Source organism: Buttiauxella sp. (assembly GCF_049686335.1).
GTDB lineage: Bacteria > Pseudomonadota > Gammaproteobacteria > Enterobacterales > Enterobacteriaceae > Buttiauxella.
The window spans coordinates 17,032-28,543 of sequence record NZ_JBAVHX010000037.1 but is presented as its reverse complement, the minus strand read 5'-3'; the positions used below and the strand labels follow the sequence as shown (position 1 = coordinate 28,543).

The following is an 11,512-nucleotide window of genomic DNA, read 5'->3' as shown; positions in this document are numbered from 1 at the left end:
CAGAAGGCGTTGAGATGGTAATGCCTGGTGACAACATCAAAATGGTTGTTACCCTGATCCACCCAATCGCGATGGACGACGGTCTGCGTTTCGCAATCCGTGAAGGCGGCCGTACTGTAGGCGCGGGTGTTGTTGCTAAAGTTATCGCTTAATCGCTGATACCTTTATATTAAAAAAGAGCGCTTAGGCGCTCTTTTTTTTGGTCACTTATAAAGGTAAGTATTAGATTTGCCAAATTTTTCAACACTTATGTTGTATTGAAAACTTCATGCCGTTTCGAAGTAGGGAATATCATTTAGGGATTTATAGTGAATGCTATTAGCGTTCTGGATTCTTCCCAGATGATATTAAAAGATAATGGGATTAACTGGAAAGTTTATACCAACGTAAATTAAAAAATTTTCAGGGCACATCAACCTTCCTTATCACTGTAAAAAGTGATTTAGCGATTAAATTTAGATACATCCAATTTTAGACTTTATAGCGATCAGGTTTTGATTGACTTTCAGAATGACTAGAAAGCGAAACTGGCTGTTGTAAGTAAGCTCACCAGATATTTCCAAGAATGAGGGGCATTGATGCCCATAATAATTTCATGCCTGATAAAATTAATTATTCCACGCTAATAGAAATCAATTATGACTTCACCGTTGTTAAAGATGGCGATGCATAACACCGATAATGGCCCAGGTTTAATTAAGGGGCTGAATGAGCGTACGTAAGCTACGTATGTGCGTCACGTTATTACAATTGGCAGTTGGAATAAGTCCGAACACGGAGTATTAGATCCTATCACTGGCCACAATACTGCCATGTATGCGAACAGCAAAGATGCTGAGCCTCTGTTGAGCGTTGCGGCTACGTTGAACCGACAGAAGAATCAACTCAATGTCTTAAAAACCCTGACCTAAAAAGTCACGGTTTTTATCGTCCAATCAATATGATGGGTTACCGTATAATTGTTTTTGTATATAACGGCATTGCATTAATAATTATTCTCATTTACAGTTTAAGAAGAAATTGTGCGGGAGTCCATATGTACGTTTGTCTGTGTAACGGTGTAAGCGATAAGAAGATTCGTCAGGCGGTGCGCCAGTTTAGTCCACAATCTTTTCAACAGCTTAGGAAGTTTATTCCCGTTGGAAATCAATGTGGTAAGTGTATTCGTGCAGCCCGTGAGATCATGCAAGAGGAATTAACACAACTGCCTGAATTTAAAGAAATAGCTTGATAGCTCCCACTTTTCTTATTTTATTTTCCCGCGCTTCTACTACGCTTGAAGGAGTGGAAGCGGAGGAATGACATAATGAAAGGTGATGTTAAAATCATAAATTATCTCAATAAATTATTGGGAAATGAGCTTGTCGCAATCAACCAGTATTTTTTACATGCACGCATGTTCAAAAATTGGGGTCTTAAACGTCTTAATGATGTCGAATACCATGAATCCATCGATGAAATGAAACATGCCGATATCTATATCGAGCGTATTCTGTTTCTCGAGGGGATCCCAAACCTTCAGGATTTAGGCAAACTTCAGATCGGTGAGGATGTTGAGGAGATGCTGCAATCCGACCTCAGGTTGGAACTGGAGGGGGCGAAGGATTTACGGGAAGCCATCGCTTATGCCGATAGCGTCTTTGATTATGCTAGCCGAGATATGATGATCAAAATCCTGACGGAAGAAGAACACCATATTGACTGGCTTGAAACCGAGTTGGATTTAATTCAGAAATTGGGCATCCAGAATTACCTTCAAGCCCAAATTCGCGAAGAAAGTTAGCGGTTGACCCGGTGTAAATCAGAGCGGTACGGTTTTTTACCGCTCTGAATATCCTTCTTTTCAGCCGTTCCAGTTTTGCCATAGAAAACTCAACCAGCCTGCCAGGCTTAACCACGGTCCGAACGCGATGTGTGATTGTTTATCGCCAATTAAGAATCTTCGACCTGGTGCGTAAATCAACCCAAATACAGACGAGAGGAACAGTATGGACGGCAAAGCCTGCCAGCCACACCAGGCACCGAGTGCTGCCAGCAATTTGAAATCACCAAATCCCATTCCTTCTTTACCGGTCAAGCCTCTGAATGCCTGATACACCAGCCACAACGTCAGGTAGCCTGCAATTGCACCATACACCGCGTCGTGTAGATCGATATGCGCAAAAATGCAGTGATACAGTAAACCCAGCCATAATAAGGGCAGTGTGAGTTTGTCTGGCAGTAAAAAATGTCGAGCATCAATTTGTGCTAATGCCAGCAAAAACCAAAACAGCAGACAGATTGCCAAAGCATCCGGTACGAGAGGAAACATAGCGGCGACCAGCGCAAAAACGAGTCCACAAATACCCTCCGTCAACGGATAGCGGACTGAAATCGGGATATGACAATAACGACAGCGCCCCCGCAGCCAAATCCAGCTAAGTAGAGGAATGTTGTCGTGATAATGGATTGGATGCAGACACTGCGGACAACAAGATCCCGGCCACGCGATATTGCTCAGCGGGGAAGAGGGATTACTAATGCCTGCTGGGATACGAAAAACAACCACATTCATAAAGCTGCCCATCAGCAAGCCTAACCCGCCCATCAAAATAATTTCCATGAACTTATCCATTGGTATTCACCTTTCCTGCGGCAACCGGTTCTCGGGAATATCCAGGCGTGCCATGACCTTGATACGCGGGAGCGAACGTGGTGCGACTACTCATTAAGAGAATGCAGAATGCACGGTAGCGATATTATCTGTATGATCACTTTCGTCAAGGTTAAGATTAAATGGAATTTTATTGGATTTTGATGAAAACGAATTTAGCCAATTAATTAAATTAGTTATATGTTCATAAAATATATTCATAGAAGATATAAATACTAAAACCCATATGCGGATTAGCGTCTCATACATCATTTTCTGGATATGTTTATATAGTCAGGTAAATACATTGTTCATATCAAAATCTATTTATTATATTGATGGTCTTTATCAAAAGTAGATTAGCATAGTATGGTTTTTATTAATCATATTCAATCCGATCTGTTGATGACATTTTTCAGGAAATCGTACGGAATAATGTGGCGAGATAAATTCTTTTTTAGCCACTCCCCCAAAAAAAACATTTATATAGTAAATGGTTATGGATGGTTAAGAAATGTCAAGGGGATGCGAGTTTTTGTAATTTAGATATATCATGGATTGGATAGTTAATCCTTTGTGTTCAGATGAGGTGGAGCTCTTATATGGGAATAAAGGAGGGGGTAAATATTCGAAGATTTATAAGTTTAGCAAATTATAAATATCATGAGCTTCTTGTCCTTGCAGCTATAAAGATGAGTAACACTATTCATTTAATACCCTCAGGTGATTATGAAAGTGAATATATAACTTTTACCCACAATAAATTCTGGATGGAAGTATTTTTATCGATTCAAAAAAAGACAAGCGAGGTATTGTTGTTACTGATAAATAGATTTGCTGGTGCGTCATATTGATCATTTGATTCGGACGTTTAAGCAACTTGCTACCGGCGGTAGAGGGGGGAGTTAAACTGCTGCTGGTTGGCAGTCACAAGCAAAAATCTGCACAAGGGTCAACGAATGTCTTCCTCTATATATGCATCTGAATTCACTATCGGACCGGACGGCAATGCCAACGCAAAAAAGCGATCCCGATATCAATGTAAAAAACGACACTAAAAAGGGGAACACAAAATTATGCGAATTTACTCTGCTTTCGTGGCTCATCGTGACAGTGATACGCCACAGCATGTCGCACGAACCCCGGAATCTTGGTTAAAAGCCTGTTGGTTAAGGTCTGCTTGTTGATTTTGATCATTCTTGCGTTTCTCACCGGCTATTACGCGCACTATCACTCGCCACAGCGTTTCCCTCCAGTCATGAAGAGCGATGGAAAAACATCTGTGGAACAGGATTACCATCTGTCGGATATGCAAGAAACAGCCCATACCGGCGAGGCCGATGGCAGACGTACCTGAAGATAATACAGTCGATAGCGAGGCTGGAACTGAGGAAGAGGGTACTGACGAGAAGCCCGTGGCGGAGGAAGACGTAACGCCGCACGTGCCACAAACAATTAAAGAAGTACTCCGTTAACAAGTGCAAAAAGCATTGACCGAAATGGGCGAAGAGTGAATACGAAAAATCCTCACATTTACCGTGCATTTTTGCACCATAAGAACTTGCATCTGAACTGTGTATAAGTATAATACGCCGGCTTGTCGTAATTGACGGCTGGTTCGATAAGAACCCGGTAGATGATTTATCTACCAGACAACGCTCCCAATTGGGGGGCAACGTAAGAACGGTTACACTCGCCCATCAATCGTAATGGGTACGGGGAGTAATCATTTCGTTTATAAAACAATTGGAGCTCTGGTCTCATGCAGAACCAAAGAATCCGTATCCGCCTTAAAGCGTTTGATCATCGTCTGATCGATCAATCAACTGCGGAAATCGTCGAGACTGCTAAGCGCACTGGTGCGCAAGTCCGTGGTCCGATCCCGCTGCCGACCCGCAAAGAGCGCTTTACCGTTCTGATCTCTCCGCACGTCAACAAAGACGCGCGTGATCAGTACGAAATTCGCACTCATAAGCGTCTGGTTGACATCGTTGAGCCAACTGAGAAAACCGTTGATGCTCTGATGCGTCTGGATCTGGCTGCTGGTGTAGACGTGCAGATCAGCCTGGGTTAATCAGGTCATTGACGATTGAGAGGTTGAAACAATGATTGGTTTAGTCGGTAAAAAAGTGGGTATGACCCGTATCTTCACAGAAGACGGCGTTTCTATCCCAGTAACCGTGATTGAAGTAGAAGCAAACCGTGTTACTCAGGTTAAAGACCTGGCTAACGATGGCTACCGTGCTGTTCAAGTTACCACTGGCGCTAAAAAAGCTAGCCGTGTAACTAAGCCGGAAGCTGGTCACTTCGCTAAAGCTGGCGTAGAAGCTGGCCGTGGCCTGTGGGAATTCCGTCTTGCAGAAGGCGAAGAGTTCACTGTAGGTCAAGACATTAGCGTTGAGCTGTTTGCTGAAGTCAAAAAAGTTGACGTAACTGGCACCTCTAAAGGTAAAGGTTTCGCAGGTACCGTTAAGCGCTGGAACTTCCGTACCCAGGACGCTACACACGGTAACTCCTTGTCCCACCGCGTTCCGGGTTCTATCGGTCAGAACCAGACTCCGGGCAAAGTGTTCAAAGGCAAGAAAATGGCAGGCCAACTGGGCAACGAACGTGTAACTGTTCAGAGCCTGGATGTAGTACGCGTTGACGCTGAGCGCAACCTGCTGCTGGTTAAGGGTGCAGTTCCGGGTGCAACCGGTAGCGACCTGATCGTTAAACCAGCTGTGAAGGCGTGAGGAGATAGCAATGGAATTAGTATTGAAAGACGCGCAAAGCGCGCTGACTGTTTCCGAAACTACCTTCGGTCGTGATTTCAACGAAGCGCTGGTACACCAGGTCGTAGTTGCTTATGCAGCTGGTGCCCGTCAAGGTACTCGTGCTCAGAAGACCCGCGCTGAAGTAACTGGTTCCGGTAAAAAGCCGTGGCGCCAGAAAGGTACCGGCCGTGCGCGTTCAGGTTCTATCAAGAGCCCGATCTGGCGTTCCGGTGGCGTAACCTTCGCTGCACGCCCGCAGGACCACAGTCAAAAAGTTAACAAAAAGATGTACCGCGGAGCGCTGAAAAGCATTCTGTCCGAACTGGTACGTCAGGATCGTCTGATCGTTGTCGAACAGTTCTCTGTTGAAGCGCCTAAAACTAAGCTGCTTGCTCAGAAACTGAAAGACATGGCCCTGGAAGATGTGCTGATCGTAACTGGCGAACTGGATGAGAATCTGTTCCTGGCTGCACGTAACCTGCATAAGGTTGACGTACGCGATGCTGCAACAATCGATCCAGTAAGCCTGATCGCCTTCGACAAAGTCGTTATGACTGCTGATGCAGTTAAGCAAGTTGAGGAGATGCTGGCATGATCCGTGAAGAACGTCTGCTGAAAGTACTGCGCGCGCCGCACGTATCTGAAAAAGCATCTATGGCGATGGAAAAAACAAATACCATCGTTCTCAAAGTTGCAAAAGACGCGACCAAAGCAGAGATCGTTGCTGCTGTTGAGAAACTGTTCGAAGTTGAAGTTAAAGGCGTTAATACCTTGCTTGTTAAAGGTAAAACTAAGCGTCATGGACAGCGTATCGGTCGTCGTAGCGACTGGAAAAAAGCTTACGTCACCCTGAAGGAAGGCCAGAATCTGGACTTCGTTGGCGGCGCTGAGTAAGTCGGAGGAGAAAAACAATGGCAGTTGTTAAATGTAAACCGACATCTCCGGGTCGTCGCCACGTAGTTAAAGTGGTCAACCCTGAGCTGCATAAGGGCAAACCATTTGCTCCGCTGGTTGAAAAAAACAGCAAATCCGGTGGCCGTAACAACAATGGTCGTATCACTACTCGTCACATCGGTGGTGGTCACAAGCAGGCTTATCGTATTGTTGACTTTAAACGCAACAAAGACGGTATCCCAGCTGTTGTTGAGCGTCTTGAGTACGATCCGAACCGTTCTGCGAATATCGCACTGGTTCTGTACAAAGATGGCGAACGCCGTTACATCCTGGCCCCTAAAGGCCTGAAAGCTGGCGACCAGATTCAATCTGGCGTTGATGCTGCAATCAAAGCAGGTAACACCCTGCCGATGCGCAATATCCCGGTTGGTTCTACCGTTCATAACGTAGAAATGAAACCAGGTAAAGGCGGTCAGCTTGCACGTTCTGCTGGTACCTATGTGCAGATCGTTGCACGTGATGGTGCTTACGTTACCCTGCGTCTGCGTTCTGGTGAAATGCGTAAAGTCGAAGCTGACTGCCGTGCAACCATGGGCGAAGTCGGTAACTCTGAGCATATGCTCCGCGTTCTGGGTAAAGCAGGTGCTGCTCGCTGGCGTGGTGTTCGTCCTACCGTTCGCGGTACTGCGATGAACCCAGTCGACCACCCACATGGTGGTGGTGAAGGTCGTAACTTTGGTAAGCACCCGGTATCTCCGTGGGGCGTACAGACCAAAGGTAAGAAGACCCGCAGCAACAAGCGTACTGATAAATTCATCGTACGTCGCCGTAGCAAATAATTTTAGAGGATAAGCCATGCCACGTTCTCTCAAGAAAGGTCCTTTTATTGACCTGCACTTGCTGAAGAAGGTAGAGAAAGCGGTGGAAAGCGGTGACAAGAAGCCCCTGCGCACTTGGTCCCGTCGTTCAACGATCTTTCCTAACATGATCGGTTTGACCATCGCTGTCCATAATGGTCGTCAGCATGTTCCGGTATTTGTTTCCGACGAGATGGTCGGTCACAAACTGGGTGAATTTGCACCGACACGTACTTATCGCGGTCACGCTGCTGATAAAAAAGCCAAGAAGAAATAAGTAGGAGGAAGAGATGGAAACTTTAGCTCAACATCGCCACGCTCGTTCTTCTGCTCAAAAGGTTCGCCTTGTTGCTGACCTTATTCGCGGTAAGAAAGTGTCGCAGGCACTGGAAATTTTGACCTACACCAACAAGAAAGCGGCTGTATTGGTTAAGAAAGTTCTAGAATCTGCCATTGCTAACGCTGAACACAACGATGGCGCTGACATTGACGATCTGAAAGTCGCGAAAATCTTCGTAGACGCAGGCCCAAGCATGAAGCGCATTATGCCGCGTGCAAAAGGTCGTGCAGATCGCATCCTGAAGCGCACCAGCCACATTACTGTGGTTGTGTCCGATCGCTGAGACTCTGGAGACTAGCAATGGGTCAGAAAGTACATCCTAATGGTATTCGCCTGGGTATTGTAAAACCATGGAACTCTACTTGGTTTGCGAACACCAAAGAATTCGCTGACAACCTGGACAGCGATTTTAAAGTTCGTCAGTACCTGACAAAGGAACTGGCGAAGGCGTCTGTATCTCGTATCGTTATCGAGCGTCCAGCTAAGAGCATCCGTGTGACTATTCACACTGCTCGCCCTGGCATCGTAATCGGTAAGAAAGGCGAAGACGTAGAAAAACTGCGCAAGGTCGTAGCGGATATCGCTGGCGTTCCTGCACAGATCAATATTGCCGAAGTTCGTAAGCCTGAACTGGACGCAAAACTGGTTGCTGACAGCATCACTTCTCAGCTGGAACGTCGTGTTATGTTCCGTCGTGCTATGAAGCGTGCTGTACAGAATGCCATGCGTCTGGGCGCTAAAGGTATCAAAGTTGAAGTTAGCGGCCGTCTGGGCGGCGCCGAGATCGCACGTACCGAATGGTACCGTGAAGGTCGCGTGCCGTTGCACACTCTGCGTGCTGACATTGACTACAACACCTCTGAAGCGCACACCACTTATGGTGTAATCGGCGTTAAAGTGTGGATCTTTAAAGGTGAGATCTTGGGTGGGATGGCTGCTGTTGAACAACCGGAACCGGCTGCTCAACCTAAAAAGCAGCAGCGTAAAGGCCGTAAGTAAGGAGAGTCGCTGATGTTACAACCAAAGCGTACAAAATTCCGTAAAGTGCACAAAGGCCGCAACCGTGGTCTGGCTGCCGGTACGGATGTTAGCTTCGGCACTTTCGGTCTGAAAGCTGTTGGCCGTGGTCGTCTGACTGCACGTCAGATCGAAGCAGCACGTCGTGCAATGACCCGTGCAGTTAAGCGTCAGGGTAAGATCTGGATCCGTGTATTCCCGGACAAACCGATCACCGAAAAGCCGCTTGAAGTGCGTATGGGTAAAGGTAAAGGCAACGTAGAGTATTGGGTTGCTTTGATTCAGCCTGGCAAAGTCCTGTATGAAATGGACGGCGTACCAGAAGAGCTGGCCCGTGAAGCCTTCAAGCTGGCAGCAGCGAAACTGCCGATCAAAACCACCTTTGTAACTAAGACGGTGATGTAATGAAAGCAAAAGAGCTGCGTGAAAAGAGTGTTGAAGAGCTGAACACCGAGCTGCTGAATCTGCTGCGTGAGCAGTTTAATCTGCGTATGCAAGCGGCAAGTGGCCAGCTGCAACAGACTCACCTGCTGAAGCAAGTGCGTCGTGATGTTGCTCGTGTTAAGACTTTATTGACTCAGAAGGCGGGTGCGTAATGACCGATAAAATCCGTACTCTGCAAGGTCGCGTTGTTAGTGACAAAATGGAGAAATCCATCGTTGTTGCTATCGAACGTGTGGTGAAACACCCGATTTACGGTAAATTCATCAAACGTACGACCAAACTGCACGTACATGACGAGAACAATGAATGTGGTATCGGTGACGTGGTAGAAATCCGCGAATGCCGTCCACTGTCTAAGACTAAGTCTTGGACGCTTGTTCGCGTTGTAGAGAAAGCGGTTCTGTAATACAGTACGCATTCTCTAACGGAATAAACGGCTCAGAAAATGAGCCGTTTATTTTTTCTACCCATATTCAGGAACCGGTGTTATAATGCCGCGCCCTCGTTTATGGGGCTTTTTAACGACCTAATTATGGGTCCCGAAGTAGTAGTTGACATTAGCGGAGCACTGAAATGATCCAAGAACAGACTATGCTGACCGTGGCCGACAACTCCGGCGCGCGTCGCGTAATGTGTATCAAGGTTCTGGGTGGCTCGCACCGTCGCTACGCAGGCGTCGGCGACATCATCAAAATTACCATCAAGGAAGCAATTCCGCGTGGTAAGGTGAAGAAAGGCGATGTCCTGAAAGCGGTAGTGGTGCGCACCAAGAAGGGTGTTCGTCGCCCGGACGGTTCTGTCATTCGCTTCGATGGTAATGCATGCGTTATTTTAAATAATAACAGCGAGCAGCCAATCGGCACGCGTATTTTTGGGCCGGTAACTCGTGAACTGCGTAATGAGAAGTTCATGAAAATTATCTCTCTGGCACCAGAAGTACTCTAAGGAGCGAATCATGGCAGCTAAAATCCGTCGTGATGACGAAGTTATCGTGTTAACCGGTAAAGATAAAGGTAAGCGCGGTAAAGTTAAGAATGTCTTGTCTTCCGGCAAGCTCATTGTTGAAGGTATCAACCTGGTTAAGAAACATCAGAAGCCGGTTCCGGCCCTGAACCAACCAGGTGGCATCGTTGAAAAAGAAGCTGCAATTCAAGTTTCTAACGTTGCTCTCTACAATGCTGCAACCGGCAAGGCTGACCGTGTAGGCTTTAGATTCGAAGAGGGCAAAAAAGTCCGTTTCTTCAAATCTAACAGCGAAACTATCAAGTAATTTGGAGTAGTACGATGGCGAAACTGCATGATTACTACAAAGACGAAGTAGTTAAAAAACTCATGACTGAGTTTAACTACAATTCTGTCATGCAAGTCCCTCGGGTCGAGAAGATCACCCTGAACATGGGTGTTGGTGAAGCGATCGCTGACAAGAAACTGCTGGATAATGCAGCAGCGGATCTGACAGCAATCTCCGGTCAAAAGCCGTTGATCACCAAAGCACGCAAATCAGTTGCAGGCTTCAAAATCCGTCAGGGCTATCCGATCGGCTGTAAAGTAACTCTGCGTGGCGAACGCATGTGGGAGTTCTTTGAGCGCCTGATCACCATTGCTGTACCACGTATCCGTGACTTCCGTGGCTTGTCCGCTAAGTCATTCGATGGCCGTGGTAACTACAGCATGGGTGTCCGTGAGCAGATCATCTTCCCAGAAATCGACTATGACAAAGTCGATCGCGTTCGTGGTTTGGATATTACCATTACCACTACTGCGAAATCTGATGATGAAGGCCGTGCTCTGCTGGCTGCCTTTAACTTCCCATTCCGTAAGTAAGGTAGGGTTACTAATGGCTAAGCAATCGATGAAAGCACGCGAAGTCGTTCGCGTGAAACTGGCCGACAAATACCGCGCTAAACGCGAGGAATTGAAAGCTATCATCTCTGGTGTGAACTCATCCGACGAAGATCGTTGGGATGCTGTTCTTAAGCTGCAGTCTCTGCCGCGTGATTCCAGCCCGTCCCGTCAGCGTAACCGCTGCCGCCAAACTGGTCGTCCGCATGGTTATGTGGGCAAATTCGGGTTGAGCCGTATTAAGCTTCGTGAAGCCGCTATGCGCGGTGAAGTACCTGGCTTGAAGAAGGCTAGCTGGTAATATCCAATTGAATCACGGGAGTAAAGACAGATGAGCATGCAAGATCCAATTGCGGATATGCTGACCCGTATCCGTAACGGTCAAGCCGCGAATAAAGTTGCGGTCACCATGCCTTCCTCCAAGCTGAAATTGGCAATTGCCAACGTGCTGAAAGAAGAAGGCTATATTGAAGATTTTAAAATTGAAGGCGACATCAAGCCTGAACTGGAACTGACTCTTAAGTATTTCCAGGGCAAGGCTGTGGTAGAGAGCATTCAGCGAGTCAGCCGCCCAGGTCTGCGCATCTATAAGAAAAAAGATGAGCTGCCTAAAGTTATGGCCGGTATGGGTATTGCTGTCGTTTCTACCTCTAAAGGTGTTATGACTGATCGTGCAGCGCGCCAAGCTGGTCTTGGTGGCGAAATTATCTGCTACGTAGCCTAATTGGAG

The 11,512-nt window shown here is 46.7% G+C and carries 20 protein-coding genes and 1 pseudogene; 20 read left to right on the top strand and 1 reads right to left on the bottom strand.

Annotated features, from left to right (window positions below; all coding sequences use genetic code 11):
• The 3 genes and pseudogenes from tuf to bfr form a co-directional block, all read left to right on the top strand.
• A pseudogene (tuf, locus tag WBL83_RS21790) lies at positions 1–152 on the top strand (elongation factor Tu); the annotation flags it as partial.
• 884 nt (positions 153–1,036) lie between these two features.
• Complete coding sequence (gene bfd / locus WBL83_RS21785) at positions 1,037–1,231, top strand: bacterioferritin-associated ferredoxin (protein WP_424591069.1); 195 nt, start codon at positions 1,037–1,039, stop codon at positions 1,229–1,231.
• A gap of 75 nt (positions 1,232–1,306) precedes the next feature.
• Positions 1,307–1,783: a bacterioferritin gene (gene bfr / locus WBL83_RS21780; protein WP_424591068.1), complete on the top strand. Its 477-nt coding sequence runs from the start codon at positions 1,307–1,309 to the stop codon at positions 1,781–1,783.
• Positions 1,784–1,843: 60 nt separating this feature from the next.
• Here bfr and WBL83_RS21775 read toward each other — a convergent pair whose 3' ends face one another.
• Entirely contained in the window at positions 1,844–2,614 is a 771-nt protein-coding gene (locus WBL83_RS21775; RefSeq protein ID WP_424591067.1) for a prepilin peptidase, read from the bottom strand.
• 1,201 nt (positions 2,615–3,815) lie between these two features.
• Here WBL83_RS21775 and WBL83_RS21770 point away from each other — a divergent pair.
• From WBL83_RS21770 to rpsH, 17 genes are all read left to right on the top strand, one after another.
• Entirely contained in the window at positions 3,816–3,989 is a 174-nt protein-coding gene (locus WBL83_RS21770) for a hypothetical protein (RefSeq protein WP_424591066.1), read from the top strand.
• Positions 3,990–4,394: 405 nt separating this feature from the next.
• The gene (gene rpsJ / locus WBL83_RS21765) at positions 4,395–4,706 is read left to right on the top strand and encodes a 30S ribosomal protein S10 (RefSeq protein WP_001181005.1); all 312 of its coding nucleotides are present in this window, start codon (positions 4,395–4,397) and stop codon (positions 4,704–4,706) included.
• 31 nt (positions 4,707–4,737) lie between these two features.
• Positions 4,738–5,367 (top strand): 50S ribosomal protein L3, encoded by a 630-nt coding sequence (rplC, locus tag WBL83_RS21760; protein WP_034461783.1) that lies wholly within the window; start codon positions 4,738–4,740, stop codon positions 5,365–5,367.
• 10 nt (positions 5,368–5,377) lie between these two features.
• Positions 5,378–5,983: a 50S ribosomal protein L4 gene (gene rplD, locus WBL83_RS21755; protein WP_034461782.1), complete on the top strand. Its 606-nt coding sequence runs from the start codon at positions 5,378–5,380 to the stop codon at positions 5,981–5,983.
• The gene (gene rplW, locus WBL83_RS21750) at positions 5,980–6,282 is read left to right on the top strand and encodes a 50S ribosomal protein L23 (RefSeq protein WP_034461781.1); all 303 of its coding nucleotides are present in this window, start codon (positions 5,980–5,982) and stop codon (positions 6,280–6,282) included. The genes rplD and rplW overlap by 4 nt, the downstream gene beginning before the upstream one ends.
• 17 nt (positions 6,283–6,299) lie before the next feature.
• Positions 6,300–7,121 carry a 50S ribosomal protein L2 gene (gene rplB, locus WBL83_RS21745; RefSeq protein ID WP_424591065.1) on the top strand — a complete coding sequence of 274 codons (822 nt, stop codon included), beginning with the start codon at positions 6,300–6,302 and terminating at the stop codon, positions 7,119–7,121.
• A gap of 16 nt (positions 7,122–7,137) precedes the next feature.
• Positions 7,138–7,416 (top strand): 30S ribosomal protein S19, encoded by a 279-nt coding sequence (rpsS, locus tag WBL83_RS21740; RefSeq protein ID WP_001138115.1) that lies wholly within the window; start codon positions 7,138–7,140, stop codon positions 7,414–7,416.
• Positions 7,417–7,429: 13 nt separating this feature from the next.
• Positions 7,430–7,762, top strand: coding sequence for a 50S ribosomal protein L22 (gene rplV, locus WBL83_RS21735; RefSeq protein ID WP_183273267.1), 333 nt, complete (start codon positions 7,430–7,432; stop codon positions 7,760–7,762).
• Positions 7,763–7,779: 17 nt separating this feature from the next.
• Positions 7,780–8,478, top strand: a complete 699-nt coding sequence (gene rpsC / locus WBL83_RS21730; protein ID WP_006817277.1) for a 30S ribosomal protein S3 — start codon at positions 7,780–7,782, stop codon at positions 8,476–8,478.
• Positions 8,479–8,490: 12 nt separating this feature from the next.
• Positions 8,491–8,901 (top strand): 50S ribosomal protein L16, encoded by a 411-nt coding sequence (gene rplP / locus WBL83_RS21725; protein WP_008927134.1) that lies wholly within the window; start codon positions 8,491–8,493, stop codon positions 8,899–8,901.
• Positions 8,901–9,092, top strand: coding sequence for a 50S ribosomal protein L29 (gene rpmC / locus WBL83_RS21720; RefSeq protein ID WP_008457158.1), 192 nt, complete (start codon positions 8,901–8,903; stop codon positions 9,090–9,092). The genes rplP and rpmC overlap by 1 nt, the downstream gene beginning before the upstream one ends.
• Positions 9,092–9,346, top strand: coding sequence for a 30S ribosomal protein S17 (rpsQ, locus tag WBL83_RS21715; RefSeq protein ID WP_008457160.1), 255 nt, complete (start codon positions 9,092–9,094; stop codon positions 9,344–9,346). The genes rpmC and rpsQ overlap by 1 nt, the downstream gene beginning before the upstream one ends.
• Before the next feature lie 167 nt (positions 9,347–9,513).
• Complete coding sequence (gene rplN / locus WBL83_RS21710) at positions 9,514–9,885, top strand: 50S ribosomal protein L14 (RefSeq protein ID WP_008457164.1); 372 nt, start codon at positions 9,514–9,516, stop codon at positions 9,883–9,885.
• Positions 9,886–9,895: 10 nt separating this feature from the next.
• Positions 9,896–10,210, top strand: coding sequence for a 50S ribosomal protein L24 (gene rplX / locus WBL83_RS21705; RefSeq protein ID WP_064561110.1), 315 nt, complete (start codon positions 9,896–9,898; stop codon positions 10,208–10,210).
• A 14-nt stretch (positions 10,211–10,224) separates the two neighbouring features.
• Positions 10,225–10,764: a 50S ribosomal protein L5 gene (rplE, locus tag WBL83_RS21700; protein ID WP_064561109.1), complete on the top strand. Its 540-nt coding sequence runs from the start codon at positions 10,225–10,227 to the stop codon at positions 10,762–10,764.
• Positions 10,765–10,777: 13 nt separating this feature from the next.
• Complete coding sequence (gene rpsN, locus WBL83_RS21695) at positions 10,778–11,083, top strand: 30S ribosomal protein S14 (protein ID WP_034499021.1); 306 nt, start codon at positions 10,778–10,780, stop codon at positions 11,081–11,083.
• A gap of 30 nt (positions 11,084–11,113) precedes the next feature.
• Positions 11,114–11,506, top strand: coding sequence for a 30S ribosomal protein S8 (gene rpsH / locus WBL83_RS21690; RefSeq protein WP_034461770.1), 393 nt, complete (start codon positions 11,114–11,116; stop codon positions 11,504–11,506).
• The last annotated feature ends 6 nt before the right edge of the window (positions 11,507–11,512 follow it).

Coding starts and splice junctions, on each gene's coding strand:
- bfd (WP_424591069.1), top strand. CDS start 1,037: ATGTACGTTTGTCTGTGTAACGGTGTAAGCGATAAGAAGATTCGTCAG.
- bfr (WP_424591068.1), top strand. CDS start 1,307: ATGAAAGGTGATGTTAAAATCATAAATTATCTCAATAAATTATTGGGA.
- WBL83_RS21775 (WP_424591067.1), bottom strand. CDS start 2,614: ATGGATAAGTTCATGGAAATTATTTTGATGGGCGGGTTAGGCTTGCTG.
- rpsJ (WP_001181005.1), top strand. CDS start 4,395: ATGCAGAACCAAAGAATCCGTATCCGCCTTAAAGCGTTTGATCATCGT.
- rplC (WP_034461783.1), top strand. CDS start 4,738: ATGATTGGTTTAGTCGGTAAAAAAGTGGGTATGACCCGTATCTTCACA.
- rplD (WP_034461782.1), top strand. CDS start 5,378: ATGGAATTAGTATTGAAAGACGCGCAAAGCGCGCTGACTGTTTCCGAA.
- rplW (WP_034461781.1), top strand. CDS start 5,980: ATGATCCGTGAAGAACGTCTGCTGAAAGTACTGCGCGCGCCGCACGTA.
- rplB (WP_424591065.1), top strand. CDS start 6,300: ATGGCAGTTGTTAAATGTAAACCGACATCTCCGGGTCGTCGCCACGTA.
- rpsS (WP_001138115.1), top strand. CDS start 7,138: ATGCCACGTTCTCTCAAGAAAGGTCCTTTTATTGACCTGCACTTGCTG.
- rplV (WP_183273267.1), top strand. CDS start 7,430: ATGGAAACTTTAGCTCAACATCGCCACGCTCGTTCTTCTGCTCAAAAG.
- rpsC (WP_006817277.1), top strand. CDS start 7,780: ATGGGTCAGAAAGTACATCCTAATGGTATTCGCCTGGGTATTGTAAAA.
- rplP (WP_008927134.1), top strand. CDS start 8,491: ATGTTACAACCAAAGCGTACAAAATTCCGTAAAGTGCACAAAGGCCGC.
- rpmC (WP_008457158.1), top strand. CDS start 8,901: ATGAAAGCAAAAGAGCTGCGTGAAAAGAGTGTTGAAGAGCTGAACACC.
- rpsQ (WP_008457160.1), top strand. CDS start 9,092: ATGACCGATAAAATCCGTACTCTGCAAGGTCGCGTTGTTAGTGACAAA.
- rplN (WP_008457164.1), top strand. CDS start 9,514: ATGATCCAAGAACAGACTATGCTGACCGTGGCCGACAACTCCGGCGCG.
- rplX (WP_064561110.1), top strand. CDS start 9,896: ATGGCAGCTAAAATCCGTCGTGATGACGAAGTTATCGTGTTAACCGGT.
- rplE (WP_064561109.1), top strand. CDS start 10,225: ATGGCGAAACTGCATGATTACTACAAAGACGAAGTAGTTAAAAAACTC.
- rpsN (WP_034499021.1), top strand. CDS start 10,778: ATGGCTAAGCAATCGATGAAAGCACGCGAAGTCGTTCGCGTGAAACTG.
- rpsH (WP_034461770.1), top strand. CDS start 11,114: ATGAGCATGCAAGATCCAATTGCGGATATGCTGACCCGTATCCGTAAC.